At 67.3% G+C, this 25,609-nt stretch carries 23 protein-coding genes and 1 pseudogene; 14 read left to right on the plus strand and 10 right to left on the minus strand.

Going from position 1 to position 25,609, the window contains the following annotated elements; translation table 11 throughout:
* Window positions 1-48: 48 nt before the first annotated feature.
* Together KQ910_RS26100 and KQ910_RS26105 are read right to left on the minus strand one after the other, a co-directional pair.
* Window positions 49-1,260 carry an MFS transporter gene (locus tag KQ910_RS26100; RefSeq protein WP_216966923.1) on the minus strand — a complete coding sequence of 404 codons (1,212 nt, stop codon included), beginning with the start codon at window positions 1,258-1,260 and terminating at the stop codon, window positions 49-51.
* Window positions 1,260-2,387, minus strand: a complete 1,128-nt coding sequence (locus tag KQ910_RS26105) for a CaiB/BaiF CoA transferase family protein (protein WP_216966926.1) — start codon at window positions 2,385-2,387, stop codon at window positions 1,260-1,262. The genes KQ910_RS26100 and KQ910_RS26105 overlap by 1 nt, the downstream gene beginning before the upstream one ends.
* 142 nt (window positions 2,388-2,529) lie before the next feature.
* Between KQ910_RS26105 and KQ910_RS26110 the strand changes: the two genes are divergently transcribed.
* The 6 genes from KQ910_RS26110 (at window position 2,530) to KQ910_RS26135 (ending at window position 9,583) form a co-directional block, all read left to right on the plus strand.
* Complete coding sequence (locus tag KQ910_RS26110; RefSeq protein WP_216966929.1) at window positions 2,530-3,744, plus strand: CaiB/BaiF CoA transferase family protein; 1,215 nt, start codon at window positions 2,530-2,532, stop codon at window positions 3,742-3,744.
* A 134-nt stretch (window positions 3,745-3,878) separates the two neighbouring features.
* Window positions 3,879-5,075 (plus strand): acyl-CoA dehydrogenase family protein, encoded by a 1,197-nt coding sequence (locus KQ910_RS26115; protein ID WP_216966931.1) that lies wholly within the window; start codon window positions 3,879-3,881, stop codon window positions 5,073-5,075.
* 140 nt (window positions 5,076-5,215) lie between these two features.
* On the plus strand, window positions 5,216-6,412 hold the full coding sequence (locus KQ910_RS26120) for an acyl-CoA dehydrogenase family protein (protein WP_216966934.1): 1,197 nt from the start codon (window positions 5,216-5,218) through the stop codon (window positions 6,410-6,412).
* Window positions 6,413-6,452: 40 nt separating this feature from the next.
* Complete coding sequence (locus tag KQ910_RS26125) at window positions 6,453-7,595, plus strand: acyl-CoA dehydrogenase family protein (protein ID WP_216966937.1); 1,143 nt, start codon at window positions 6,453-6,455, stop codon at window positions 7,593-7,595.
* A gap of 151 nt (window positions 7,596-7,746) precedes the next feature.
* On the plus strand, window positions 7,747-8,703 hold the full coding sequence (locus tag KQ910_RS26130) for an AEC family transporter (RefSeq protein ID WP_216966940.1): 957 nt from the start codon (window positions 7,747-7,749) through the stop codon (window positions 8,701-8,703).
* Between the two features lie 22 nt (window positions 8,704-8,725).
* Window positions 8,726-9,583: a TauD/TfdA dioxygenase family protein gene (locus KQ910_RS26135; RefSeq protein WP_216966942.1), complete on the plus strand. Its 858-nt coding sequence runs from the start codon at window positions 8,726-8,728 to the stop codon at window positions 9,581-9,583.
* 7 nt (window positions 9,584-9,590) lie between these two features.
* On the opposite strand, the gene KQ910_RS26140 is transcribed toward KQ910_RS26135, so the two are convergent.
* The 4 genes from KQ910_RS26140 to KQ910_RS26155 form a co-directional block, all read right to left on the minus strand.
* A complete protein-coding gene (locus tag KQ910_RS26140; protein ID WP_216966946.1) occupies window positions 9,591-10,103 on the minus strand; it encodes a DUF992 domain-containing protein in 513 nt (170 codons plus the stop codon).
* 146 nt (window positions 10,104-10,249) lie between these two features.
* Window positions 10,250-11,110: a phytanoyl-CoA dioxygenase family protein gene (locus KQ910_RS26145; protein WP_216966949.1), complete on the minus strand. Its 861-nt coding sequence runs from the start codon at window positions 11,108-11,110 to the stop codon at window positions 10,250-10,252.
* Window positions 11,111-11,197: 87 nt separating this feature from the next.
* Window positions 11,198-11,728 (minus strand): hypothetical protein, encoded by a 531-nt coding sequence (locus tag KQ910_RS26150; protein ID WP_216966952.1) that lies wholly within the window; start codon window positions 11,726-11,728, stop codon window positions 11,198-11,200.
* A gap of 53 nt (window positions 11,729-11,781) precedes the next feature.
* On the minus strand, window positions 11,782-12,504 hold the full coding sequence (locus KQ910_RS26155; protein ID WP_216967157.1) for a sulfite exporter TauE/SafE family protein: 723 nt from the start codon (window positions 12,502-12,504) through the stop codon (window positions 11,782-11,784).
* A gap of 229 nt (window positions 12,505-12,733) precedes the next feature.
* Here KQ910_RS26155 and nthA point away from each other — a divergent pair, with 229 nt between their 5' ends.
* The 3 genes from nthA to KQ910_RS26170 are packed head-to-tail and all read left to right on the plus strand — an operon-like array spanning window position 12,734 to window position 14,402.
* Window positions 12,734-13,363, plus strand: coding sequence for a nitrile hydratase subunit alpha (gene nthA / locus KQ910_RS26160; RefSeq protein ID WP_216966955.1), 630 nt, complete (start codon window positions 12,734-12,736; stop codon window positions 13,361-13,363).
* Window positions 13,360-14,019 carry a nitrile hydratase subunit beta gene (gene nthB / locus KQ910_RS26165; protein ID WP_216966958.1) on the plus strand — a complete coding sequence of 220 codons (660 nt, stop codon included), beginning with the start codon at window positions 13,360-13,362 and terminating at the stop codon, window positions 14,017-14,019. Before nthA ends, nthB begins: the two co-directional genes overlap by 4 nt.
* A complete protein-coding gene (locus KQ910_RS26170) occupies window positions 14,019-14,402 on the plus strand; it encodes a nitrile hydratase accessory protein (RefSeq protein ID WP_216966961.1) in 384 nt (127 codons plus the stop codon). Before nthB ends, KQ910_RS26170 begins: the two co-directional genes overlap by 1 nt.
* A gap of 178 nt (window positions 14,403-14,580) precedes the next feature.
* Here the strand turns inward: KQ910_RS26170 and metH are convergent.
* The 3 genes and pseudogenes from metH to KQ910_RS26185 all read right to left on the minus strand — a co-directional run bounded on the left by metH (window position 14,581) and on the right by KQ910_RS26185 (window position 20,196).
* Window positions 14,581-18,293, minus strand: a pseudogene (gene metH / locus KQ910_RS26175) (methionine synthase).
* The gene (metF, locus tag KQ910_RS26180; protein WP_216966963.1) at window positions 18,290-19,216 is read right to left on the minus strand and encodes a methylenetetrahydrofolate reductase [NAD(P)H]; all 927 of its coding nucleotides are present in this window, start codon (window positions 19,214-19,216) and stop codon (window positions 18,290-18,292) included. Before metF ends, metH begins: the two are co-directional and overlap by 4 nt.
* The gene (locus tag KQ910_RS26185) at window positions 19,213-20,196 is read right to left on the minus strand and encodes an ArsR/SmtB family transcription factor (protein ID WP_216966966.1); all 984 of its coding nucleotides are present in this window, start codon (window positions 20,194-20,196) and stop codon (window positions 19,213-19,215) included. Before KQ910_RS26185 ends, metF begins: the two co-directional genes overlap by 4 nt.
* A gap of 214 nt (window positions 20,197-20,410) precedes the next feature.
* On the opposite strand from KQ910_RS26185, the gene KQ910_RS26190 reads away from it, so the two are divergent.
* From KQ910_RS26190 to KQ910_RS26210, 5 genes are all read left to right on the plus strand, one after another.
* On the plus strand, window positions 20,411-21,214 hold the full coding sequence (locus KQ910_RS26190) for an MlaA family lipoprotein (RefSeq protein WP_216966969.1): 804 nt from the start codon (window positions 20,411-20,413) through the stop codon (window positions 21,212-21,214).
* A 90-nt stretch (window positions 21,215-21,304) separates the two neighbouring features.
* Window positions 21,305-21,895 carry an MlaC/ttg2D family ABC transporter substrate-binding protein gene (locus KQ910_RS26195; protein ID WP_216966972.1) on the plus strand — a complete coding sequence of 197 codons (591 nt, stop codon included), beginning with the start codon at window positions 21,305-21,307 and terminating at the stop codon, window positions 21,893-21,895.
* 116 nt (window positions 21,896-22,011) lie between these two features.
* On the plus strand, window positions 22,012-22,836 hold the full coding sequence (gene cysE / locus KQ910_RS26200; protein WP_216966974.1) for a serine O-acetyltransferase: 825 nt from the start codon (window positions 22,012-22,014) through the stop codon (window positions 22,834-22,836).
* Between the two features lie 50 nt (window positions 22,837-22,886).
* On the plus strand, window positions 22,887-23,714 hold the full coding sequence (locus tag KQ910_RS26205) for a sugar phosphate isomerase/epimerase family protein (protein ID WP_216966977.1): 828 nt from the start codon (window positions 22,887-22,889) through the stop codon (window positions 23,712-23,714).
* Between the two features lie 57 nt (window positions 23,715-23,771).
* Window positions 23,772-24,464 carry a hypothetical protein gene (locus KQ910_RS26210; protein ID WP_216966980.1) on the plus strand — a complete coding sequence of 231 codons (693 nt, stop codon included), beginning with the start codon at window positions 23,772-23,774 and terminating at the stop codon, window positions 24,462-24,464.
* Here KQ910_RS26210 and KQ910_RS26215 read toward each other — a convergent pair.
* A complete protein-coding gene (locus KQ910_RS26215) occupies window positions 24,461-25,567 on the minus strand; it encodes an NAD(P)/FAD-dependent oxidoreductase (RefSeq protein ID WP_216966983.1) in 1,107 nt (368 codons plus the stop codon). The genes KQ910_RS26210 and KQ910_RS26215 overlap by 4 nt on opposite strands.
* Window positions 25,568-25,609 lie beyond the last annotated feature (42 nt).

Genomic DNA, 25,609 nt, shown 5'->3' on the forward strand with positions numbered 1-25,609 from the left:
GGGCAACGCACCGGCGCTTCGATCAACCCCCTCACCTAACCTCTCCCCCTATCGGGGGAGAGGAACTTGAGTGTGCCCCACCAGCAATCCACCGTTCCACGTACGGGCGAGCGCGATCACGGCGCACATGCCGATGGCGCTGACCACGGTCATGCCCAGAAACGCGCGCTGGCCGTACTCGGAATAGAGAATGCCGGAGAACTGGTAGACCACCGCCTGCGTGGCACCGGTCCCCAGCGCGTAGTAGAGGCTCTGGCCGATGGCGGCGCCGTGCGCGGGCAGGGCGCGCTGCAGGAAGGCCATGGCGCCGAGATGACAGGCGGCGAAGGTGCAGGAATGCAGCGCCTGCAGCAGCACCAGCGCCCAGAGCTCCGTCGTGAAGGCCATGGCCGTCCAGCGCACCAGGCCGGCGGCGAGGCCGAGCGCGATCAGGCCGCAGACCCCCAGCCGCCCCAGCAGCCAGCCGCCGAACAGCATCAGCACGATCTCGATGGCGACGCTCTCGGCCCATAGCGCGCTGATCGTCACGTCGTCGATACCGGCGCCGCGCCAGGTGAGCGTGCCGAAGCTGTAGAGTACCGAGTGGCTGGCCTGGCAGAGGCCGCAGGCCAGCAGGAACAGCAGGAAGGCCGGCTGGCGCAGCAGGTCGGCCACACGGAACGGCGCATGGCCGGGCTCAGCGGCGGCGGCGGCGCGCGGCGCGGCGGCCGGCAGCAGCAGCGCCAGCGGCGCCAGCAGCACGATGCTCGCCATGCCGACATAGAGCACCCAGGGCGGTCCGTAGCGGTCGACGGCGATGCCGGCGATGAAGGTGCCGAAGATGAAGGCCACCGAGCTCCACATGCGCACGCGCGCATAGTCGAGTCCGTGCTTCTTGGTCTCGGTCACCAGCACGCCGTCGTAGAGCGGCATCGGGGGCGACCACAGGAAGCCCCAGATCATGGTGACGACGAAGATCGCGAGGAACGAATAGGAGAATTGGTAGGCGCCCATCATCACGATGGCGCCGATGCCCAGCGCCACGATGACGCCGCGCGGGCCGCCCAGCCGATGGGCGATCCAGCCGACCGAAAGCGTGGCGATCACCGCCACGATCTGGCGCGACATGAACAGCGTGCCGATCTCGGTGTCGCTGACACCGCGGTCGCGCAGCCACACCGGCCAGTAGCTCATGAAGGCGCCGGCGGCGAAGAAGTAGGCCCCGCCATAGGCCGCGAGCCTCATCCCCTGGAGGAGGCGGCTCGTCGGCCGGTCGGACATCAGGCGGCGAACTCCTTGCGGATCGCCTCGCTGTGCTGGCCGAGCGTCGGCACGTCGCCTAGCCGCTCGGGCTCGCCGGTATAGGAGGCCGCGAGCGCGGGGATCGACACGTCCTTGCCGTCGATGGAATTGAAGCCGGTGCGGCGAAGCTGCGGATGCGTCGTCAGGTCCTTCACGCTGCTGACGCGCGCCCAGGCGATCTGCGCGGCTTCGAGGCGGGCGGAGAGACCCTCGAAGGTCTGCATGGCGAAGCTCTTGGCCACGATGGCGTTGGTGTCGTCGCGCCGCGCGTTGCGCGCCTTGCCGGTGGCGTAGTCCGGATCCTTCTCGAGGCCCGGCCGGTCGATGACGCCGTGGCACAGACGCTCGAACTCGCGGTCGTTCTGGATCGAGATCAGGACCGGCACCTTGTCCGAGGTCGGATAGACGCCGTAGGGCGCGATGAACGGATGGGTGAGGCCGAGCCGCGGCCATTCGTAGTTGGAATATTCCATGCCGAGCAGCGGCACGGTCATCCACTCCGCCATCGAGGAGAAGAGCGAGACCGAGATGGCGCGGCCCTCGCCGGTCCGGCCGCGCGCGATCAGCGCCTCCAGCACGGCGGCATGGGCGTACATGCCGGTGCCGATGTCGGTGGCGGAGATGCCGACGCGGCCCGGCGCATGCTCGGTGCCGGTGATCGAGGCCAGCCCGCTCTCGGCCTGGACCAGCAGGTCGTAGGCTCGGCGGTTCCTGTAGGGCCCGTGGTCGCCGTAGCCCGAGATGTCGACGGTGATCAGTTTCTTGTGCTCTGCGCGCATGGCGGTCGAGCCGAAGCCCGCGCGCTCGGCGGCGCCCGGTGCCAGGTTCTGGATCAGCACGTCGGCCTTGGCGATCAGCCGGTGCAGCAGGGCGAGGTCGTCCTTCGCCTTGAAGTCCAGGGTAAGGGATTGCTTGCCGCGGTTCAGCCAGACGAAGTAGCTCGACTGGCCGTGCACGTAGCCATCGTAGCCGCGCGCGAAGTCGCCCTCGGGGCGCTCGATCTTGATCACGCGGGCGCCGGCATCCGCCAGCCGCGCGGCGCAATAGGGGGCGGCCACCGCCTGCTCGACACTCACCACCAGCAGACCGTCCAGCGCTCCAGCCATCACGAAACCCCAACTTTCAGGAATGCCCCGCGCATCGCATCGCGAAGCGCTTCGGGACGGGTTGTTACTGTAGGACTACCATTTCGCAAAGGGCGATGGCACGGTCTGGCTAAGACCAAAACGTCATAGCGGGGACGAGGAAATGCCGGGACCATTGCAGGGCGTGCGCGTGATCGATCTGACGGCCGTGCTGCTGGGGCCGTTCGCCACGCAGCATCTGGCCGACATGGGCGCCGACGTGATCAAGGTCGAGCCGCCGGAAGGCGACCTGCTGCGCGCCTCGGGCGGCAGCCTGGGCAACGCCCCGGCCATGGGCCCGATCTACATGGCGGCCAACCGCAACAAGCGCTCGATCTGCCTCGACCTCAAGAAGCCCGCGGCCTGCGCCGTGCTGAAGGACATGATCAAGGACGCCGATCTCTTCATCCACAACAGCCGGCCGCAGGCGATCGAGCGGCTGGGCCTGGGCTACGAGGACCTGAAGAAGATCAACCCGTCGATCATCTACGCCTATTCCTTGGGCTATGCGCGCAAGGGACCCTACGGCCACAAGCCGGCCTTCGACGACCTGGTGCAGGGTGTCTCGGGCGCGGCCTCGCTGCAGAGCCGGGTCGACGGGCTGCCACCGCGCTTCATGCCGAGCCTGATCGCCGACAAGACCACCGGGCTCCACCTCTGCATCGCCGTGCTGGGCGCGCTCTACCATCGCAAGTGCACGGGCGAGGGGCAGATGATCGAGGTGCCCATGCTGGAGACGCTGGCCTCGTTCTGGCTGACCGAGCACCTGTTCGGCGCCACGTGGAACCCCGAGCGCGCGCCGATGGGCTACGACCGCATCATCAACAAGTTCCGCCATCCGTTTCCGACGAAGGACGGCTACATCTGCGCGCTGCCCTATACCGACGCGCACTGGATCAAGTTCTTCGAGCTGGCGGAGCGGCCCGATCTCGCGAAGGAGAAGAGGTTCGTCGACCGCATGGAGCGCGCCAAGCACTTCAGCGAGCTCTACCAGGTGCTGGCCGAGCTGCTGAAGCATCGCCCGACGCAGGAATGGCTCGACATGTTCGACGAAGCCGACATCCCCGCCATGCCTGTACGCACCCTGGAAGAATTGAAGGACGACCCGCATCTCAAGGCCACCGGCTTCTTCACCGAGCGCGAGCATCCGACCGAGGGGCCGATCACCACCTTCGCCAGCCCGCTCGACTTCGAGAAGACAAAGGTCGAGTTCCGCCGCCACGCCCCACCCCTGGGCAACGACGGCGTCGAGGTCCTGCGCGAGGCCGGCCTCAGCGACGAGGCGATCGAGAAGCTCAAGGCGGACAAGGTGCTGATCGTCCCGGCTACGAGCGGCTGACGTAACGCCACACCTACGTAAACCCATTTCGCATCTCGGCGTATTCTCCCGCTAGTCGGTTTCTCGGTGCTTGTCCGGACCGGGCTCGTGGCTAAACTCCGGCCAAATCGAAAATGCCTCCACGGGAGGGGAACATGGACCTCGCTTTTACGCCTGAAGAACAGAAATTCGCCGACGAGGTGCGGGCTTTCGTGCGCGCCAACCTGCCGGCCGACGTGCGCGACAAGGTGAAGAACGGCAAGCACCTGATCCGCGACGACTACATGCGCTGGCAGCAGGCGCTCGGGAAGAAGGGCTGGCTGGTCTACACCTGGCCGAAGAAGCACGGCGGCCCGGGCTTCACGCCGGCCCAGCGCTACATCTTCGAGAACATCTGTGCCGAGGAATATGCGCCGGGCATCATCCCGTTCGGCACCAAGATGGTCGGGCCCGTGATCTACACGTTCGGCACCGAGGCGCAGAAGGAGAAGTATCTCCCGGCGATCCGCGAGAGCACCGTCTGGTGGTGCCAGGGCTATTCCGAGCCGGGCTCAGGCTCCGACCTCGCGAGCCTGCGCACCAAGGCGGAGAAGGACGGCGACCACTACATCGTGAACGGGTCGAAGACCTGGAACACGATGGGCCACTGGGCCGACTGGATCTTCTGCCTCGTCCGCACCGATTCGAAGTCGAAGCCGCAGGAGGGCATTTCGTTCCTGCTGATCGACATGAAGACGCCGGGCATCACGGTGAAGCCGATCATCATGGCCGACGGCGGCCATGAGGTGAACGAGGTCTTCTTCGACAATGTGAAGGTCCCGGTCGAGAACCTTGTCGGCAAGGAGAACGAGGGCTGGACCTGCGCCAAGTTCCTGCTGGCCAACGAGCGGCTGGGAATCGCAGCCGTACCGCAGTCCAAGCGTGGCGTCGAGGCGCTGAAGGACATCGCGCGGGCCGAGCAGGACAACGGCAAGCCGCTGATCGAGAACCAGAGCTTTGCCGAGAAGATCGCCGATCTCGAGATCCAGGTGACGGCGCTCGAGTTCACCGAGCTGCGCGTCCTGTCGCAGATGGCGCATGGCGGCCAGCCCGGCCCCGAGGTCTCGGGCCTCAAGATCCGCGGCTCGGAGATCCAGCAGCGCATCACCGAGCTCACGATGGAAGCGGTCGGCGAGTATGCCGCGCCATACCTGCCGGGCCTGCTGTGGCAGGGCACCAACGAGGCGCCGGTCGGCCCCGAGTACGCCCACCTCGCCGCACCGCGCTACTTCAACACGCGCAAGACAACGATCTACGGCGGCAGCAACGAGATCCAGAAGGGCATCATCAGCAAGATGGTGCTGGGACTTTGATCGCACGCTTTGTCTTTTCAACACCCACGGTGTCATCCCGAGCGAAGCGAGGGATCCTTGGCGGCACCGATGAAGGATCCCTCGCTGCGCTCGGGATGACACGGAAGGCTGTGCTCGTGATGGCACAAGAGGGTCGCTAAATGGATCTGTCGCTCAAGCCGGAACACAAGGCGTTCGCCGACGAGGTGCGCGCCTTCGCGCGCGAGAACCTGTCGCCGGCGACTCGCGAGAAGACCTTCTCCGGCAAGCACTACGACCGCGACGATCACATGGTCTGGCAGAAGGCGCTCGGGAAGAAGGGCTGGCTCGCCTACACCTGGCCGAAGAAGTACGGCGGCCCGGGCTGGGACGTGACGCAGCGCTTCCTGTTCGAGAACGTGCTGGCGGAAGAGGGCGCGCCGCGCATCCTGCCGTTCGGGCCGAAGATGGTCGGCCCGGTGATCTATACGTTCGGCACCGAGGCGCAGAAGGAGCGCTTCCTGCCCGGCATCCGCAGCTCCGAAGTCTCGTGGTGCCAGGGCTATTCCGAGCCGGGCGCCGGCTCCGACCTCGCCAACCTGCGCACGCGCGCGGTGCGGGAGGGCGACCATTACATCGTGAACGGCCAGAAGACCTGGACCTCGTTCGCCCATTGGGGCGACTGGATCTTCTGCCTGGTGCGGACCAACACCGACGGCAAGCCGCAGGAGGGCATCTCCTTCCTGCTGATCGACATGAAGACGCCGGGCGTGACCGTGCGGCCGATCATCATGACCGACGGCGCCCATCACGTGAACGACGTGTTCCTCGACAACGTGAAGGTCCCGGTCGAGAACCTGATCGGCAAGGAGAACGAGGGCTGGACCTGCGCCAAGTTCCTGCTGGCCAACGAGCGGCTGGGCATCGCCGAGGTCCCGTCGTCCAAGCGCGGCGTCTCGGTGCTGCGCAAGATCGCCCGGATGGAGCCGCAGGACGGCCGGACGCTGGCCGACGATCCCGCCTTCACGGCCCAGATCGCCGACATCGACCTGCAGGTCCAGGCGCTGGAGATGAGCGAGCTGCGCGTGCTGTCGACCATGGCCCAGGGCGGCGCGCCCGGGCCTGAGGTCTCGTCCCTGAAGGTGCGCGGCTCGGAAATCCAGCAGCGCATCGCGGAACTGACCATGGAGGCGGTGGGCGAGTACGCCCAGCCCTACCAGCCCGGCATGCTGTTCCACGACACCAACGAGACCCCGATCGGGCCCGACCATGCCCCGCCGGCCGCGCCGCGCTATTTCAACATGCGCAAGACCAGCATCTACGGCGGCAGCACCGAGATTCAGAAGAACATCGTCTCGAAGATGGTGCTTGGCCTCTGACGAAGGCTATAACCGCGATCAAGAATTCCGGAGGAGAAACATGGATCTGTCCCTTTCCGACGAACAGAAGCAGCTGCAGGAATCGGCCGAGCGCTTCGCGCGCGAGAAGTACACGTTCGACAATCGCCGCAAGATCGCGGCGACCGAGCGCGGCTGGCTGCCGGAGAACTGGGCGCAGTTCGCCGAGCTGGGCTGGCTCGGCATGGCCTTCTCCGAGGAGGATGGCGGCTACGGCGGCGGCCCGATCGAGACCATGATCGTCATGGAGCAGTTCGGTAAGGGCCTGGTCCTCGAGCCGTTCCTGCCGACGGTGGTGCTGGGCGGCGGCATGATCGCCCGCGCCGGCTCGGCGGCCCAGAAGGAGGCGCTGCTGGCGCCGATGATCGAGGGCAAGAAGCAGTTCGCCTTCGCCTGGCTGGAGCGCCAGAGCCGCTACAACCTGGCCGACGTGTCGCTCAAGGCGACCAAGGAAGGCAACGGCTGGTCGCTGTCGGGCCACAAGGGCGTGGTCTACAACGCCGCCTCGGCCGACAACATCATCGTGCTGGCCCGCACCGCCGGTTCGGCGCGCGAGCCCAAGGGCCTGACGCTGTTCGTCGTCGACGCCAAGGCCAAGGGCCTCAGCCGTCGCGATTACCCGACGCAGGATTCGCTGCGCGCTTCCGAACTGACCTTCGACAAGGTCTCGGTCGTCGCCGACGCCGTGCTGGGCAAGGTCGACGACGCCTTCCCGACCGTGGAAGAGGCGGTCGACCGTGCCATCGTGGCGCTGTGCGCAGAGGCCACCGGCTGCATGGACGCGATCAACGCCGCGACGCTCGACTACATCAAGACCCGCAAGCAGTTCGGCGTGGCGATCGGCAAGTTCCAGGTGCTGCAGCACCGCATGGTCGACTGCTTCACCAACGCGCAGGAAGCGCGTTCGATGACGCTGATGGCTTCGCTCAAGATCGACGACAAGGATCCGACGGTGCGCGCCAAGGCCGCCTCGGGTGCCAAGGTCCAGATCGGCAAGTCGGGCAAGTTCTGCGGCCAGAGCGCAGTGCAGATGCACGGCGGCATGGGCGTCACGGACGAGCTGTCGGTCAGCCATTACTTCAAGCGGCTGACGATGATCGACCTGATGTTCGGCAATCAGCAGCATCACCTGACGCGCTACAGCAACCTCGCGATGGCTGCGTAGTCAGCGCTTTGCGAACCAAAGTCCTCACCCTGAGGAGGCCCGCAGGGCCGTCTCGAAGGGTGGGGAGCAGGCACCCCGTCTGCGGCCCATGCTTCGAGACGGTCGCTGCGCGACCTCCTCAGCATGAGGAGGTTTGTTTGGTCGGCGATAAATGAACGCCATCCTCGACATCATCGTGCCGGTGTTCGGCATGGTGATGGTCGGCTGGTTGATCGGCCGCAGCAAGCTCCTCAGTCCGGAGGGCCTGCGCGGCTTCACGGCCGTCACCTTCTACGTCCTTTTCCCCGCGCTCCTCTTCCGCTCCATGGCCAAGGTGCGGCTGGAGACGCTCGAGCCGCAGGTGCTGCTGGCTTTCTTCAGCGGCGTCGCGGTCCTCTACGGCGTGCTGATGGCGATCGGGCGGATGCAGGGGCTCCGGCTCGGCGATCGCGCGATGTTTGCGCTGAGCGGCTCTTTCTCCAATGGCGTCGGCATCGGCATCCCGTTCATCAGCTACGGCTTCGGCGAGCAGGGGCTGGTGCCGCTGCTGATGATCATCAGTGTGCATTCTCTGATCCTGCTCACCTTCACCTGTTTCCTGATGGAGATGGATGGGGCGGGCGGGCGGCGCGGCAACGTGCTGAAGCGGCTCGGCGGCGCGGCGCTCTCCATGCTGAAGCACCCGGTCATTCCGGCGATCTTCGCGGGCCTGCTCTGGGGCGAGATCACCGCGCACACCAGCCTCGCGACGCCGGCGGTGATCGACCGTATTCTGCAGGCCTTCGCCGCGGCGGCGCCGCCCTGCGGCCTGATCATGGTCGGTGCCTCGCTCGCGCACGTCGGGCTGAAGGGCCACTGGCAGTCGGCGGCCGTCGCATCGTTCTTCAAGCTCGCCATGCTGCCGGTATTGGTCTGGACGATCGGTCGCTACGTCTTCCCGCTCGATCCGCTATGGCTCAACGTCGCGACCCTGAACGCCGCGCTGCCGGCCGGCGCCAACGTCTACCTGATCGCCCAGATGTACGGCACCGGCGTCGCCCGTGCGACCAATGCCGTGGTGATCTCGACTGCCGCCAGCGTCTTCACGCTGTCCGCGGCCTTGTTGTTGCTCGGGGTGCAGGCGCGGTAGGCTCGGGCATGGAGGTTGACCCATGACATACGAGACGGTTCAGGTGCGCGAACTCGAGGGTGGCTGCGGCGCCGAAGTGCTGGGGCTCGATCTCAAGTCGATGAGCAACCGCCAGTGGGACGAGGTGCAGCGCGCCTTCGTCGAGCATGGCGTGATCTTCTTCCGCGACCAGAGGCTGACGCCCGAGCAGCATATCGAATTCGCGCGGCGCTGGGGCCCGATCGACATCAACCGCTACTTCACGCCGGTCGCCGGTTATCCCGAGATCGCCGAGGTTCGCAAGGAGCCGCAGCAGCAGAAGAACATTGGCGAGCGCTGGCACACCGATCACACCTACGACCAGATCCCCGCCATGGGCTCGATCCTGGTGGCGCGCGAGCTGCCGTCGAAGGGCGGCGACACGCTGTTCTCGAACGTCTATCGCGCCTTCGAGACGCTGTCGGAAGGCCTCAAGCAGACGCTGCGCGGGCTGAACGCCGTGCACTCCTCGGCGCACCGGTTCGGCGCCGCGGCGCGCAAGGCGAGCGGCAGCGACCACGTGTTCCACAATGCCGACCAGGTCGGCGACGTGCTGCATCCGGTGGTGATCCGTCATCCGCTGAGCGGCCGCGAGGCGCTCTACGTCAATCCGGACTTCACGCTGCATTTCGAGGGCTGGAGCGTCGAGGACAGCAATCCGCTGCTCGAATATCTCTACGCGCACGTGACGCGGGGCGACTTCACCAGCCGCTTCCAGTGGCGCGACGGCTCGATCGCCTTCTGGGACAACCGCGCGACCTGGCACAGCGCCCAGAACGACTATCAGGGCGAGCGGCGTCTGATGCACCGCATCACCGTCGCCGGATGCGCGCTGCAGGCGGCGACGGGAGCGGCGGCTTGAGCCGAGGCTACTGCTTCAGCCGGATCGTCATGGCGGCAACGCCGGTCGCCAGGTTGTAGCCGGCGTCCTTCACGACGCCCGAGGCCAGCATGCCGATCTCGGCGTTCGGGCCGCCATAGATCCAGTTGCCGCCGGCCTGGTTGCCGGCCGCGACCGTGCCCTGCTCGCCGACATAGGTGCCGCCGATCTGCGTCGGACCGCGATCCGAGCCCAGCGAGTAGACGCGCCAGATCGTGTGCACGGCCTTGGTGTAGCCGATATCGATGCCGACCTTGTCGATCGTGCCGGTGTACTGCGCCGACGACACGCCATCCTTGCCGAGGAACACGCAGTCGAGCGGCTTGGCCGAGCCCAGGATGTAGCCCGTGCTGCCGCCGACATTGCAGGTCAGCGAGCCGATGTAGATGCGGGAATTGGCGTTGGTGGTGTTGAGCTGCTGCGCGCTCGATTGCTGCAGGCTGCACGCGCCGGTCGAGAGGGCGAGAGCGGCCATCGCGGCGGCCGTGACGACGTTCTTCATTGATGCTCCTGTAAGCGAATGGCAGCCCGAACGGGCGCCAATCGGAACAGCCATTACGACGTCGCGCGGTCGGTGGAAAGGGTGACGGCTTGATTCGCCCCGTGGCCCATGGGGAATGCAAGTAGGTCGCTCGAGACGACGGGAAACTAGGCTCCCGTCATCACGGCTTCCTGGTCCTCGGGCGCGTAGAAGAAATCGCCAGGGCGGAAATCGTGACCGAGGTCGCCCAGCAGGCGGCGCTGGCGCGGGGTGCAGCGGTCGAGGATCGCCGCGTATGGCCCGCTGAAATCGTAGGCCCGCATGAACATCTGGCAGTAGTTGTAGAGCAGGGTCTTGCGCGCCTTACCGGAATGGTTGGGCGAGGGGCCGTGCCACAGCGCGTGCGGGAAGACGTAGGCATCGCCCGCCTTGCCGAGCAGCGGCACCGCGCCCGGCATGCCCGGCGACGGAATGCGCTCGGCGCGCTCGGGGAACGGGCGGAGATGGCTGCCGGGGAACACCGTGAAGTTGCCGCTGTCGGCCGCGGTCACGTCGGTCAGCAGGTACATCACCTTCACCGCCAGCGGCCGGCTGGTCTCGCTGACGCGGATCGCCTTCTGCGCCTGACCGCCGTCGGTGTGGATGTAGCCCGGGAACATGTCCGTCGACGCACGCACGATCGCCTGGCTCATCGAGAACTGGATGTAAGGACCCATCAGGTCGAGGATCAGGTCGAAGATCCCCGGCCGGTCGATCAGGTCGATGAAGGCCTGGTGGTAGGGCAGCAGGTCGCGCCGGTCCATGAACGCGTCTTTGTTGGGATCGGGCAGCTTCCACGCATAGTGGCCGCGCGGCAGTGTGCCCGGGGCGGGCTCGTAGCCCGGCGCGGTGCGCACGGTGTCGTCGAGCAATCCGGAAAAGAAATCGACCTCGGCGGAGGACAGCGCGTCTTCGATCTGCAGGTAGCCGTCGACGGCCCACTGCTCGCGTTGTGCCTCGGTGAGCGTGCGCGTGGTGTTGGCCAGCATGCGGTCCTCCCTTGGAAGCGCCGCCATCCTAGCGCCGCGCGACGCCCCTGTCGGCGTCGCCCTCTCGCATCGCGGCCGGGAGCGGCCTCAGCGCGAATCGCGCTTGGCCTGGGCCTTCGCCCCCTGGCTGCGCACGCTGCCGCGCACCGATCCCGGCACGTGGTTCTTCACGGCGACGCGCGTCTTGCCGCGAGCGGGCTGGGCGGGGCCGCGCGGCTTGGCCGGCGCCTTGGTGCCCTTGGCGGGTTTCGTCTTCTGCTTGAGCGACAGCGCCTTCTTGGCGCTTGCGACCAGTGCAGCCTTGGCCTTCACCGTGCCGCGGCGCGCGGTCTCGGCGTCGAGACGGGCGAGGGCGGCCGTCAGGATGGCGAGCTTGAGCTGCGATCCGTCGTCGGCCTTCACCGGCGCCGCGCCGCGCGCGCGGGACTTGCCGCGCAGCTCGCGACGCTGGCGCTCAGCCAGCGTGCGGGCGCGGTCGCGCTTGGTGCGGGTCCGCTTCACCAGGCTGGAAAGCTGGGCATCGGTCAGCGCCTTCACGACGCGCGCGCCCGACATGTCGATCAGCTCGCGCTCGTCGGCGCTGAGCGCCCGCAGTTCCTGCTTCGTCGTGATCGCCATGGTTCTCTCCTTCTTGGGGGGCGATCATCCTTGCCGAAGGAGAAGGCGTCCGTCTACCGCAAGGCCTGCCAAAGCAGAGCGACGCCCGATACCGCCATCACGATGTCGAGCAGGTACTGGAAGGCCGCCACGCTCAATCGCTCGACGATCAGCCGCGCGAGATAGGTGCCGGCCATCACCGAGGAACCGGTGATGAGTCCCTTCACGACGATGTCGGTCGGCAGCGCGCCGAACGCCTGGAAGGTGATGGCCTTGCTGATGTACAGCGCGAGCGAGCCGGCGGCCTCGGTCGCGATGAAGGCGCCCTTCACCAGCCCGTGCGCGGCGAAGGCCGGCACGCTGAGCGGTCCCGTCGAGACCACGATGCCGGTCAGGAAGCCGATCACGATGCCGGCCACGACCATGCCGCCATAGCCCAGCACGATGTTGCGCGCCGCCAGCCAGCGCCGGCCCGGGATCATCGCAAGGAAGAAGACGCCCAGCGCCGTCTCGACCGTGTTCTCGGGCAGTGCGAGCAGCGTGCGGGCGCCGAGCGCTGCCGCCGGGATGCCGCCCAGCGCATAGGCCGCCGACGCGCGCCAGTCGATGTGGCGCCACCAGGCGGTGATCTTGGCGAAGTTCGACATCAGCGCGACGACGGCCATGATCGGCACCGCCTCGCGCGGCCCGAACACGATCACCAGCACCGGCAGCAGGATGACGGTCGCGCCGGTGCCCACGACGCCGCTCACCGTGCCGGCGACGAGGCCGACGAGCAGGACGAGGGCATAGCTCAGCATCGTGTCTCCCCACCTCGTCCGCACCGGGAAAGAGGTGCGTGCTCATAGCGGTCGCTGCGCCCAGGAGTCACCAACCGATTCCACCGCCATGCGCGCCTGAAGCGCCCTCTGGCACGGCGGAAGCGGATACCCTAACGTGCCGGCAGATTCCGACGGACACGCGCCGGCGACCACCGCTGAAGCGCGGCGTGCGCTGCCGATCCTGCCCAGGCGATCAGGGGATGCAATGTCGAACGACCATGACCACGATCATGAGCACGGCTCCGAGCTCTCGGAAATGCAGCTGCGGGTCCGTGCCCTCGAAACCATCCTGACCGAAAAGGGCTATGTCGATCCGGCCGCACTCGATTCGATCATCGAGACCTACGAGACGAAGATCGGACCGCATATCGGCGCGCAGGTCGTGGCCAAGGCATGGGCCGACCCGGAATTCCGCGCGGCGCTGCTCGCCGACGCCAGCAAGGCGATTGCCCAGCTCGGCCTGCAGCAGAAGGTCGGGGATCATCTGATTGCCGTGGAGAACACGCCCGCCACGCACAACATGATCGTCTGCACCCTGTGCTCCTGCTACCCGTGGGATCTGCTGGGCCTGCCGCCGGCCTGGTACAAATCCACGCCCTATCGCGCGCGCACCGTCAAGGAACCGCGCAAGGTGCTGGCCGATTTCGGCGTGACCCTTCCCGACGACATGAAGGTCCGGGTGTGGGACTCCACGGCGGAGACGCGGTTCATCGTCCTGCCGATGCGGCCGCCCGCCACGGAAGGCTGGTCCGAAGCCAGGCTCGCGGCCCTGGTCACGCGCGATTCGATGATCGGTACCGGGTTCCCGAAGGCCGCGCACGAGGTGGCGGCATGAACGGCGTCCACGACATGGGCGGGATGGACGGCTTCGGCAAGGTCGCTCCCGACGCACACGAAGTGCCCTTCCCTGCAGAGTGGCAGGCGCGCTCCTTTGCCCTCAATCGCGTCATGGGCTCGGCGGGCGAATGGAACATCGATGTCGGCCGGTACTGGATCGAGACCTTGCCGCCGGCGGTCTATCTCTCCTCGTCCTACTACAGGAAGTGGTTTCTGCGTCTCGAACGCCTCTGCCTGCATCTGAACCTCGTCTCCGAGCGCGAGTTGGCGAGCGGCCATTCGAGCGGGCCGGGCCGGCCCTTGAAGCGCCAGCCCCTGTCGGGCCCGCACGCCGGCGCCTCCGTGAGCCGGCCCAACCACGATCAACCGCCGCGCGCGCCCGCCGCCTTCGCGGTCGGCGAGAAGGTTCGTGCCCGCAACATTCATCCCCGCTCGCACACGCGCCTGCCGCGCTTCGCCCGCGGCCATGTCGGCGTGATCGAGCGGATCCAGGGATGCCACACCTATCCCGATGCGATGGTGGAGAAGGGCGTCAAGCAGGGCGAATGGCTCTACACCGTGGTGTTCGACGGCAGGGAGCTCTGGGGGCCCGATGCGGAAGAGGGCGCCACCGTCTCCATCGAGGCTTTCGAGCCGTATCTGGAACGACCGTAATGTCGGCGAATCTAGAGTCCGTCCGCTCGGCGCTGCAAACGGTCCCGGGTATCCCTTGCGAAGGCGAGGCGCCCATCTTCGCCGAACCGTGGCAGGCCCAGGCTTTCGCCATGGCGCTCGAGCTGCAGCAACGCGGTGTTTTTTCCTGGAACGAGTGGGCCACCGAACTCGGCGCGCAGATCAAGGCTGCGATCGCCGACGGCGATCCCGACGATGGGACGACGTATTACCGTCATTGGCTCGCGACTCTCGAACGGCTCGTGTCCAGGAAGGGCATCGCGTCGACCGAGACCCTCGATCGCTACTATCAGGCCTGGGATCACGCCGCCGATCGTACGCCGCACGGTCAGACGATCGAGCTCACGGCGGAAGACTTTCCCTAGAGTCCGCGCACCACGTTTGTCGCCGATCCTTCGAGACGCCGTGCTTCGCACGGCGTCTCGAAGGATGAGGGGAGTGGGTCAATCTGAGACGGAAGGATTCTAGAGGCTTGCCGGCGGGAGCGGGGATCGCGTTCCCCGCCCGGCAAGCCTCGAGAGTGCGCGGGAGACTTCGCCGTTTTCAGTACCCGATGTTCGGGCGCAGCCAGCGTTCGGCCTGTTCGATCGAGACGTCGCGACGCCTGGCGTAGTCCTCGACCTGGTCCTTGCCGATGCGGGCGACGCCGAAATACTGCGCGTCGGGATGGGCGAAGTAATAACCCGAGACGGCCGAGGTCGGGATCATCGCGAAGCTCTCGGTGAGCTGAATGCCGGCGTTCTGGCCGGCGTTCAGCAGCCGGAACAGTTCGGGTTTCTGGCTGTGGTCGGGGCAGGCGGGATAACCCGGCGCCGGGCGGATGCCGCGATACTTCTCGCGCGTCAGCTCGTCGTTGGAGAGCGCCTCCTCGGGGGCGTAGCCCCAAAGGGTCTTGCGTACGCGCTCGTGCAGGCGCTCGGCGAAGGCCTCGGCCAGACGGTCGGCCAGCGCCTTCAGCAGGATGTCCGAATAGTCGTCATGGTCGGCCTTGAAGCGCGCGAGATGCTCCTCGATGCCATGGCCGGCGGTGACGGCGAAGCCGCCGATCCAGTCGGCCTCGGGCGAGATGAAGTCGGCCAGGCACATGTTGGCGCGCGGCGCGCGCTTCTCGATCTGCTGGCGCAGGAAATAGAGTCGCGAAATCTCCCTGGTGCGCGTCTCGTCGCTGTAGAGCACCACGTCGTCGCCCTCGCGGCGGCACGGCCAGAAGGTGACCACGCCCTTCGCCGTCAGCCACTTCTCGCGCACGATATGGTCGAGCATCTTGCGCGCGTCGGCATAGAGCTTCTTCGCGCTGTCGCCGACCACGGGATCCTCGAGGATCGCCGGATAGTTGCCGGCCAGCTCCCAGGCGCGGAAGAACGGCGTCCAGTCGATGCGCTCGACCAGCTCGTGCAGCGGATACTCCGCGAACACGCGCGTGCCTGTGATCGCGGGCTTGGGCGGTGTGTAGGCGGACCAGTCGATCTTGAAGTCGTTGGCGCGCGCGGCTTCGAGCGCGATCACCTTTTCCTTGGTGCCGCCCGCGCGCTCGACCCGGATCGCCTCGTATTCGGCGGCGACCTTGATGGCGAAATCCTCGGCCTGCGAGCCCGATTCCGAGACCAGCGCCGAGCAGACGCCAACGGCGCGCGAGGCGTCGAGCACATGAATGGTCGGGCCGGCGTAGCGCGGCGCGATGCGCAGGGCCGTGTGGACCTTCGAGGTCGTGGCGCCGCCGATCAGCAGCGGCATCGTCATTCCCTGGCGCGCCATCTCCTCGGCCACCGTTACCATCTCGTCGAGCGACGGGGTGATCAGGCCGCTGAGGCCGATGATGTCGGCCTTGTTGTCGTTGGCGCTCTTCAGGATGTCCTGGAACGGCACCATGACTCCGAGGTCGATGACCTCGAAGTTGTTGCACTGGAGCACCACGCCCACGATGTTCTTGCCGATGTCGTGGACGTCGCCCTTGACCGTCGCCATGACGATCTTGCCCTTGGGCCGCGATCCCTCGGTCTTCTGCGCCTCGATGAAGGGCAGCAAATGCGCCACCGCCTTCTTCATCACGCGGGCGCTCTTCACGACCTGCGGCAGGAACATCTTGCCGGCACCGAACAGGTCGCCGACGACGTTCATGCCGGCCATCAGCGGGCCTTCGATCACTTCGATCGGCCGCGCGATCTGCAGGCGCGCCTCCTCGGTGTCGGCGACGACGAACTGGTCCATGCCCTTGACCAGCGCGTGCTCCAGCCGCTTCTCGACCGGCCAGCTCCGCCACTCCGCGTCCTGCGTTTCGGCGACCTCGCCGGTGCCCTTGTACTTGGGCGCCAGCTCGAGCAGCCGGTCGGTGGCGTCGGGGCGGCGGTTCAGGATCACGTCCTCGCAGGCGTCGCGAAGTTCCTGCGGGATCTGGTCGTAGACCTCGAGCTGACCGGCATTGACGATGCCCATGTCCATGCCGGCCTGGATGGCATAGTAGAGGAACACCGAGTGCATCGCCTTGCGCACCGGCTCGTTGCCGCGGAAGGCGAAGGACAGGTTGGAGACGCCGCCGGAAATCTTGGCGGCAGGGCAGCGCGCCTTGATCTCGCGCGTCGCCTCGATGAAGTCGACGCCGTAATTGTTGTGCTCCTCGATGCCGGTCGCCACCGCGAAGACGTTGGGGTCGAAGATGATGTCCTCGGCCGGGAAGCCCACCTGGTTCACCAGTATGTCGTAGGCGCGGGCGCAGATCTCGACCTTGCGCTCCTTGGTGTCGGCCTGGCCCTTTTCGTCGAAGGCCATGACGACGACCGCAGCGCCGTAGCGGCGCACCTTGCGGGCCTGCGCGATGAAGGGCTCGATGCCCTCCTTCATGGAGATCGAGTTCACGATCGGCTTGCCGGCGACGCACTTCAAGCCAGCCTCGATCACGCTCCACTTCGAGCTGTCGATCATGATCGGCACGCGGGCGATGTCGGGCTCGGCGGCGATCAGCTTCAGGAACGTGTCCATCGCCAGCTCGGCGTCGAGCAGGCCCTCGTCCATGTTGATGTCGATGATCTGCGCGCCGCTCTCGACCTGCTGGCGCGCAACCTCGACGGCGGCGGTGTAGTCGCCTTCGAGGATCAGCTTCTTGAAGCGGGCCGAACCGGTGACGTTGGTGCGCTCGCCGATGTTGATGAAGGTCGCGCGGCTCTCGGTCCGGTTCTCGCCGGCCGTGTTCTCGTCAATGCTCATCAGAAAAAACTCGCCGGTTCCATGCCACTGAGACGCAATGCGGGAGGCAGGACATGCCACGTGCGTGGCTTGATGCCCTTGACCGCCTCGGCGATCGCCTTGATGTGGCCGGGCGTCGTGCCGCAGCAGCCGCCGACCACGTTGATCCAGCCGTTCTTCGCCCAGCCCTGGACCAGCTTGCCGGTCATCTCCGGCGGCTCGTCGTAGGCGCCCAGCTCGTTGGGCAGGCCGGCATTGGGATAGACGCACAGCATGCTGTCGACCTGCGGGTTCAGCGCCTGCACGTAGGGGTGAAGCTCGGTCGCGCCGAAGCTGCAGTTGAGGCCCATGGTGATCGGCTTGGCATGCCGAACCGAATGCCAGAAGGCCTCGACCGTCTGGCCCGAGAGGTTGCGGCCCGCCAGATCGGTCAGCGTCATCGAGACCATGACCGGGAGCACCTCGCCGCGCGCCTCGCCTGCCTCGTCGGCCGCGACGAGGGCTGCCTTGGCGTTCAGCGTGTCGAACACCGTCTCGACCAGGATGAAGTCGACACCGCCGTCGAGCAGACCGTCGATCTGCTCGCGATACATGTCCTTCACCTCGTCGAACGTCACGGCGCGGAAGCCGGGATCGCTGACCTTGGGCGACACCGAGAGCGTCTTGTTGGTCGGCCCCAGCGCACCCGCGACGAAGCGCGGCTTGGCGGGATCGCGCGCCGTGGCGGCATCGGCGCAGGCGCGCGTGAGCTTCGCCGCGGCGATGTTGATCTCGCGTGCCATGCCGGTGATGCCGTAGTCGGACAGGCTGATCGAGTTCGAGTTGAAGGTGTTGGTCGCCACGATGTCGGCGCCGGCGTCGAGATAGGCGTTGCAGATCTCGCCCACCACGTCGGGACGCGTCAGGTTCAGAAGGTCGTTGTTGCCCTTCTGATCGTGATTGAAGGTGCGGCCGCCGCGGAAGCCTTCCTCGTCGAGCTTGTAGCTCTGGATCATCGAGCCGTAAGGCCCGTCCTTGATCAGGATGCGTTCCGAGCCGATTTCGCGTAGCTGTTCGGCCTTCTCCTGGCGGGTCATTGCGGGCGGACTCCCAGCAGGTGGCAGATCGCAAAGGTGAGATCGGCGCGGTTCAGCGTGTAGAAATGGAACTGCTCGACGCCCTCGCCCTGCAGGCGGCGGCAGAGATCGCCCGCCACGGTGGCGGCGATCATGCGCCGCGTCTCGAGATCGTCGTCGAGCCCCTCGAACATGTTGGCGAACCACGGCGGCACCTTCGAGCCGCACAGGCCCGCGATGCGATTGACCGCCGCGAAGTTCGACACCGGCATGATGCCCGGCACGACCGGCACGTGGACGCCCGCCGCCGCCGCGCGGTCGCGGAAGCGCAGGAAGTCCTCGGCCTCGAAGAAGAACTGGGTGATGCAGCGGTCGGCGCCGGCATCGACCTTGGCCTTCAGGTTGTCGAGGTCGGCCTTCTCGTCGGCCGAGGCCGGATGCTTCTCGGGATAGCCCGCGACGCTGATCTGGAAGTCGCCGATCTTCTTCAGGCCGGCCACCAGCGCGGCGGCGTTGGCATAGCCGCCGGGATGCGGCGTGTACGCGCCGCCCATGCCGCCCGGCGGATCGCCGCGCAGGGCCACGATGTGGCGGATGCCGGCGTCCCAGTAGGCGCGCGCGATGTCGTCGATCTCGCCCTGGGTGGCGGCCACGCAGGTGAGGTGCGCGGCGGCGTCGATGCCTGTCTCGCTCTTGAGGCGCGCCACCGTGTCGTGGGTGCGCTGGCGCGTCGAGCCGCCAGCGCCGTAGGTCACGGAGAAGAAGGACGGCTGCAGCGGCGTGAGGCGCTTGACCGTTTCCCACAGCGTCTTCTCCGCGGCGTCGGTTCGCGGCGGCGAGAACTCGAACGAGACGGACAGGCGCTGCGGCGCGCGGGCGGGGAATTCGGTCGGGCTCCCCGCGGAGCTGAGGGGATTGCCGATCGGACCGGTATCGGGACTCATCGTGAAACTCCTTGGACGGAAACGTCGGCCGTGGGCCGTGCGGTCGCGAGCGATGGCAGCTCGCGTTCGCCGCGCCAGATGCCCGTCATCAGGCGGCGGCCGGGAAAATGGAGGGGCTCCAGCGGGTTGAGGCCGGCGCTGCGCAGCCAGCCCTGGACCTGGTTGTCGGCGAAGCCCAGATGGACGTGCGCGTGCTCGCGCTTCAATTCGACCAGGTCGTGTGGCGAGAAGTCCACCACCAGCACCGAGCCGCCGGGCTTCACCACGCGCGCCGCCTCGGCCAGCGCCGCGGCCGGATCGTCGGCGTAGTGCAGTACGTGATGGATGGTGACGACGTCGAAACTGTCGGACTCGAAGGGCAGGGCATACATGTCGCCCTGGCGGATGTCGGCATTCTCGATGCCGGCGCGCGCGAGGTTGGCGCGGGCCAGGGCCAGCATCTCGCGACTCTGGTCGACACCCACCGCCTGCTCGACCTTGGGGGCCAGCACTTCCAGCAGCCGGCCGGTGCCGGTGCCGACGTCGAGCAGCCGGCGGGCGCCGAATGGCAGGTGATGGGCCAGCGCCCGTTCGATCTCGCGGTCAGCTACGTGCAGGGCCCGCAATTCGTCCCAGCGCTGGGCATTGTCGCGGAAGAAGCGGGCGGCGGCGGTCTGGCGGCGCTGCTGAACGGCGTCCAGCCGGGACCGGTCGGTCGCGATGCGCGGGTGCTTGGGGTCGAGCCGGCGCACGAACTCACGCACCAGGGCGGCGTCCTCGCCGCTGTTGGTCAGGCGGAAACGGGTGAACTGGGCCTCGCGGAACCGCTCCAGCAGACCCGCTTCGACCAGCAATTTCAGGTGTCGCGATACCCGCGGCTGGCTCTGGCCCAGCACGGTCACATAGTCGCTGACCGTCAGGTCCTCACGCGCCGCCAAGGCCAGGATCCTGAGTCTCGTATCCTCGGCGGCGGCCCGAAGCAGGGCGAGAAGGTGTTCCATGTGAACAATGATATAAGCATATCTTTATGTATGCAACGGCTATATCTGGGGAAGTTTGTGGCTTAGCAAACACAAGCGCGTGGTGATTCTTCAGCCGCCCTTCAAACCGCGGCGCCGGTATGCAACACTCCGGATAATGCGGCGGCCAACGCCGCGGCACGCTTTTTGGCCCGGCGTCCGTGGGCCAGCGGGACGGATTCTGGGGTAGGCGTTGATGACCGGTCTGACGAGAGCCATTGCTGCACGCTTCCGCCGATCGGTTGTCGCGGTCGCCCTTGCCGGGACCGTGGTCGGAGGGTGCGCCACCGGCGACACCGGTGCCGCCGAGGTTTGGGACCCGCTCGAGACCCCCAACCGCTTCATCTTTTCGATCAACCGCGCCGTCGACATCATCGCGCTCCGGCCGCTGGCGGTCATGTACCGCGACCTGGTGCCCGACCGGGCCCAGACCGGCGTGCGCAACGCGCTGGACAATCTCGGCGAGCCTGTCACGGCCATCAACGAGATCTTCCAGGGCGAGCCGCATCGCGCCGCCACGACCATGGCGCGCTTCCTCGTGAATTCGACGATCGGCGTAGCCGGCCTGTTCGACGTGGCGACCAGCTTCGGCCTGGAGCGGACCAAGGAGGATTTCGGCAAGACGATCGGCCTGTGGGCCGGCGCCGAGCCGGAAAATGGCGGCTTCTACCTGATGCTGCCGGCCATCGGCCCCTCCAACGCCCGCGACGGCACCGGCCTGATGATGGATTACCTGGTCGATCCGTTCCGGATTCTGACGTTCAACCTGTCGATCAACTGGGACGTCTACCAGCTTGGCCGCTACGGCATGAATGCCGTCGATTACCGCTCGCGCACCATCTTCGCGCTCGACGATCTCGAGAAGAACAGCGTCGACTACTACGCGGCGCTGCGCTCTGCCTACACCCAGAACCGCGCCGACCAGATCCGCCAGAAGCGCGAGAAGACCGACACGCGCAGCGAACTGGAGCGTCGCGACAACCTGGCGCTCGTCCGCTAGGGCAACGCGCCCGGGACGGGGTGCGTTGAACCTGCGTCCGGGCTAGAAGCCTTTCCCCTCATCAGTCGTTCACAGGAGTGCACGGTGCCGATGCTCGCCTCTCGTCGTGTCGTGTTGCAGCTTGTCGCCGCGTCCACGATCCTCTCGACCCTTCCGGCCATCGCCCCGGCGATCGCCGCTGATCCCGCGCAGCTCGTGCAAAGCACGGCGCAGCAGGTCATCGACATCGTCAAGACCAAGACAGGCGCCGCCCGCCAGGCCGCGATCCTGGGCGTCCTGCAGAGCAGCTTCGACATGGCGGCCATGGGCCGGTCGGCGCTGGGCACGCACTGGAACCAGGCGACCGAGGCGGAGCGCACACGCTTCCTCAAGGCAGTCGCCACGGCCGAGGCCAAGGCCTACAGCGAGCGCTTCGGCCAGTATGGCGGCCAGACCCTGACCGTGGGCAAGGTGACGCCGCGCGCCAACGGCGTGATGATCGTCGACAGCCGCCTGAACCAGACGAGCGGCCAGCCGATCAAGCTCGAGTGGGAGGTCCGCAACGACCGCATCACCGACGTGAAGGTCGAGGGCGTCAGCATGGTCATGACTAGACGTTCCGATTTCAATTCCTACATCCAGAACAATGGCGGCAAGGTCGAGCCGCTGGTTCGGGAACTGGAAACCCGGGCCGCCCAGTAGGCCTGTATCCGCCCGAATTGCGAACAACGGGCGCACGGCGTAGTCTCCCGGCAGGGAGGCGTGTCGAGCGTTTCGCGGGCGTCGCAGGGGACGGAAGCGGAGCGGAGGAGAGCGCCATGGACAGCGCAGTATTCAAGAACCCGGCAGATCTGCGGTCGGCAGACCTGCGTTCCGTGGACCCGGTATGGGACCGGATTCGCGAAGCCGCCCAGGCGGCCGCCGCGGCCGAGCCCGTCCTCGCGGGCACGCTGCATGCGACGATCCTCAGCCAGCCGCGCTTCGAGAGCGCTCTCAGCTATCACCTGGCGCGGCTCGTCGGCACCACCGAGGTGCCCGCCGCCCTGATCCGTCAGACCTTCGACGAAGCACTGGCTGCCGATCCCGGCATCGGCCTCGCCGCCCGCGCCGACCTCATGGCGGTCGTCGACCGTGACCCCGCCTGCACCTCCCATCTCGACCCGCTGCTCTGGTTCAAGGGTTATCACGCGCTGCAGACCTATCGCGCCGCGCACTGGCTCTGGCTGCAAGGCCGCCTGACGCTCGCGCACTTCCTGCAGAGCCGCGCCAGTTCGCTGTTCGCCCTCGACATCCATCCGGGCGCGACGATCGGCAAGGGCATCTTCATCGACCACGGCACCGGCGTGGTGATCGGCGAAACCGCTGTCGTCGAGGACGGCGTCTCCATGCTGCATGGCGTGACGCTGGGCGGCACCGGCAAGGAACGCGGCGACCGGCACCCGAAAGTGCGGCGCGGCGTGCTGCTGGGTGCGGGCGCCAAGGTGCTGGGCAACATCGAGATCGGCGCCTGCGCCAAGATCGCGGCCGGCAGCGTGGTGCTGGACCCTGTCCCGGCCGGCTGCACCGCCGCCGGCGTACCGGCGCGAATCATCGGCTGCGTCGACGTGCCCGAACCGGCGCTCGACATGGATCACCGAATCTAATCTTCACGGTCTGGACGCTGGCCGGCGCCCGGCCGCTCGGGGGAAGCCGGATGCAACACAAGTTCCGCGGTCTGGCACTTCATCTCTGGACCGTCGATACAACTCCTTTCGAAGCGGCGCTGGCGGCGGCGAAAGAGGGCGGCTTCGATTCGGTCGAATTGCGCCGGGTTGATTTCGGGCGGGCGCAGGAGAGCGGGCTCTCCAACACCGCGGTGCTCGGCAAGGTGCGCGCGAACGGCCTGCCGGTCAGCGCCGTCGGCTGCGAGTACGGCTGGACCTTCGCGGCACCCGAGGATCGCGAACGCCTGTTCGCGTCGCTGGAGGAAGCCTGCGAGCGCGCGGTCACGCTCGACTGCGCGACGGTGATGAGCGGCATCGGTCCCGGCAGTGCGTCGCTCGACGACGCGGTGTCGAACATCCGTCGTGCCGGCGAGATCGTGGCGCGCCACGGGCTCAGGCTCGCGCTTGAGTATCAGTTCCAGCATCCGATCGTGAGCCGTCTCGAAATCCTGCGCGAGCTGATCGCCAAGGCGGGGCAGAAGAGCGTCGGCCTGCTGCTCGACGCCTATCACCTGCAGCGCGGCGGCCGCCCCGGCCGCGGCTTCGAGGAAGTGCCGGCCGCCGAGATCTTCTACGTCCAGTACAGCGACGTGCCGAATGCGCCGCCCAACGCCGCGCCGCCGGTCGATCGCCTGCCGCCGGGACAGGGCGTGGTGCGCTGGAACGAGCTGTTCCAGCTTCTCGCCGCCAAGGGCTACGAGGGTTGGGTAAGTTACGAAGCGCCCAATCCCGCGCATTGGGCGAAGCCCGCCGTCGAGGTCGCGCGCGAAGGTGCCAAGGCAACGCGCCGCACGCTGGAGATCGCCTTCGCGGGCTGAGCCTGCGACCAGCCGCGGGATGGATGATCCGGACGGGATGCGTTAAGCCTGAAGGCGATGGCGCAGAAGAAGAAGCCTACCAGCAAGCCGCGCAAGAGCGCTTCTTCCGGTGCGAAGCCTCCTTCCTCCGGTGCGAAGCCGAGAGCCCGCAAGCCGGCGTCCCGCCTCACGGGACCGAAGCCACTGCCGCCGCCGGCCACGACGCTCCAGCAGGAACTGCGCATGATGGCGCACAGCGGCGCGCAGTCGCTGCAGAGCCTGATCGTGTTCCTGGCCGTGCTGGTCGTGATCGCGGGCGTCGGGATCGGCGCCTGGTCGATGCGGCCGGTGCCCAGTTACGCCTCGGTGGAACAGAAGGCGGGCTCGCCGTTCGACGCGACGTTCACGGCGGAGAACACGAGCCCGTGGTTCCCGATGAAGGGCCTGAAGCTCAACTGCGTGCTCGATCACGTCCGCGCCTCGGGCCGTGAGCCGACGCTGATCGAGGCGACCGACGTGCGCTTTCCCGCCGCCGCCGTCGACGAACTGAAACCTGGCGAGATAGCGACCTTCCGATGCCCCTTCCGCGCCTTGTTCGGCCTGCCGCCGCTCGCTGAAGACTACAGCACCGCCCATCGCGCCCAGATCTACTTCCGTGCAACTTACGAGCTGCCATTCATCGGTACGATCCGCCTCAGCGACAACAGCGTGCCGTATTTCCTCAACACGCGCCTGCTGCCACCGCGCTGGACGAGCAAGCCGGAAGGCTAACGCAATCCCGAGAAAGGCCGCAGTCTGCCCGGCGCGAAGTGCCTGAGGTCGACATGTTGTGACGCGCCATCGAGAATCAGCTCGGCCATCGCCTCGCCGGTCGCGGGCGCGTTGAGCATGCCCCACACGCTGTGCCCGGTCGCGACCCATGCATTGCCGATGCCGGGTATCGCGCCGATCAGCGGCAGCCCGTCCTCGGTCACGGGGCGGAAGCAGGCCTGATGCGCCACGATGGGTGCCGTCGCCAGAGCGGGCGAGACGGCGCGGCACAGCGCCTCCAGCCGATCGTGCGCGCTCTCGTCGCCGGCAATGTCGGCGGGGTCGACCGGCAGCGCCGCGGTGCTGGAGACGGCGCAGGCCCAGACCGTGCCGTCGGCGCGGGCGAAGATCTCGGGCGTGAGCGCCTCGCCGCCGGCCTCCTCGTATTCGAGGAACAGCGCCTCGGCCGGCACCGCGTCGCCGGTGCGGAAGACGAGACTGTGGCCCTTGAAACCGTAGACGGCGGGGAGCGGCAGCCAGCGTGACGCGAGGATCGACCACGGGCCCATCGCGATCACGACACCGTCGCCCTCGATCGTCTCACCGCTTTCGAGCGTGACGCCGGCGACGGCGCCGCTCACGTGTCGCCGCAGCCCCGTGACGGTGCCGTAGGTCAGTTCGGCGCCCAGGGCTTGCGCGGCCTTCATCAGCCCGGTCGTGAAGGCATGCGGTTCGACCAGCGCGGTCGTCTGCGGCGATCCGATCTGGCCGGTCAGCGTGACGTCTGGCGACAGCCATGGCCGCCCGGCCCGGGCATTGCCGTGCGCGCGCCGGCCTTCGGCGGCGCTGCCGGCATAAGTCGTGAGCGTGCGGTAGCCCCATGGGTTGCCCAGCTCTGTCGCGAGGCTCGCATGCAGCGCGAAGCTGCGGCGCGCCAGCCGGTCGAGCGCGCTGCCGCGGCACCAGTCGAGAGCGAGGAACCCGCCCGACTTGCCCGAGGCCGCGCCGCCGACCTCGTGGCGCTCGACCACGACCGGCGCCGCGCCGCGCCGGCTCAGGAAATAGGCGATGGCCGCGCCGATCGCGCCGCCGCCGCAGATGATGATGCGTCTGGCAGGGCTCATGTCGGCACGACACTAGCGCCCCCGTCGGCAAATGCTAAGCGA

Source organism: Reyranella humidisoli, from assembly GCF_019039055.1.
Taxonomy (GTDB): Bacteria; Pseudomonadota; Alphaproteobacteria; order Reyranellales; family Reyranellaceae; genus Reyranella; species Reyranella humidisoli.

Bases quoted from the DNA above. Each gene is read 5' to 3' on its own strand.
- KQ910_RS26210 (WP_216966980.1), top strand. From the start codon at position 23,772: ATGGCGCAGAAGAAGAAGCCTACCAGCAAGCCGCGCAAGAGCGCTTCT.
- KQ910_RS26130 (WP_216966940.1), top strand. From the start codon at position 7,747: ATGAACGCCATCCTCGACATCATCGTGCCGGTGTTCGGCATGGTGATG.
- KQ910_RS26205 (WP_216966977.1), top strand. From the start codon at position 22,887: ATGCAACACAAGTTCCGCGGTCTGGCACTTCATCTCTGGACCGTCGAT.
- nthB (WP_216966958.1), top strand. From the start codon at position 13,360: ATGAACGGCGTCCACGACATGGGCGGGATGGACGGCTTCGGCAAGGTC.
- KQ910_RS26135 (WP_216966942.1), top strand. From the start codon at position 8,726: ATGACATACGAGACGGTTCAGGTGCGCGAACTCGAGGGTGGCTGCGGC.
- KQ910_RS26105 (WP_216966926.1), bottom strand. From the start codon at position 2,387: ATGGCTGGAGCGCTGGACGGTCTGCTGGTGGTGAGTGTCGAGCAGGCG.
- KQ910_RS26215 (WP_216966983.1), bottom strand. From the start codon at position 25,567: ATGAGCCCTGCCAGACGCATCATCATCTGCGGCGGCGGCGCGATCGGC.
- KQ910_RS26100 (WP_216966923.1), bottom strand. From the start codon at position 1,260: ATGTCCGACCGGCCGACGAGCCGCCTCCTCCAGGGGATGAGGCTCGCG.
- KQ910_RS26140 (WP_216966946.1), bottom strand. From the start codon at position 10,103: ATGAAGAACGTCGTCACGGCCGCCGCGATGGCCGCTCTCGCCCTCTCG.
- KQ910_RS26120 (WP_216966934.1), top strand. From the start codon at position 5,216: ATGGATCTGTCGCTCAAGCCGGAACACAAGGCGTTCGCCGACGAGGTG.
- KQ910_RS26125 (WP_216966937.1), top strand. From the start codon at position 6,453: ATGGATCTGTCCCTTTCCGACGAACAGAAGCAGCTGCAGGAATCGGCC.
- KQ910_RS26185 (WP_216966966.1), bottom strand. From the start codon at position 20,196: ATGGAACACCTTCTCGCCCTGCTTCGGGCCGCCGCCGAGGATACGAGA.
- KQ910_RS26150 (WP_216966952.1), bottom strand. From the start codon at position 11,728: ATGGCGATCACGACGAAGCAGGAACTGCGGGCGCTCAGCGCCGACGAG.
- KQ910_RS26195 (WP_216966972.1), top strand. From the start codon at position 21,305: ATGCTCGCCTCTCGTCGTGTCGTGTTGCAGCTTGTCGCCGCGTCCACG.
- KQ910_RS26190 (WP_216966969.1), top strand. From the start codon at position 20,411: ATGACCGGTCTGACGAGAGCCATTGCTGCACGCTTCCGCCGATCGGTT.
- KQ910_RS26145 (WP_216966949.1), bottom strand. From the start codon at position 11,110: ATGCTGGCCAACACCACGCGCACGCTCACCGAGGCACAACGCGAGCAG.
- cysE (WP_216966974.1), top strand. From the start codon at position 22,012: ATGGACAGCGCAGTATTCAAGAACCCGGCAGATCTGCGGTCGGCAGAC.
- nthA (WP_216966955.1), top strand. From the start codon at position 12,734: ATGTCGAACGACCATGACCACGATCATGAGCACGGCTCCGAGCTCTCG.
- metF (WP_216966963.1), bottom strand. From the start codon at position 19,216: ATGAGTCCCGATACCGGTCCGATCGGCAATCCCCTCAGCTCCGCGGGG.
- KQ910_RS26115 (WP_216966931.1), top strand. From the start codon at position 3,879: ATGGACCTCGCTTTTACGCCTGAAGAACAGAAATTCGCCGACGAGGTG.
- KQ910_RS26170 (WP_216966961.1), top strand. From the start codon at position 14,019: ATGTCGGCGAATCTAGAGTCCGTCCGCTCGGCGCTGCAAACGGTCCCG.
- KQ910_RS26110 (WP_216966929.1), top strand. From the start codon at position 2,530: ATGCCGGGACCATTGCAGGGCGTGCGCGTGATCGATCTGACGGCCGTG.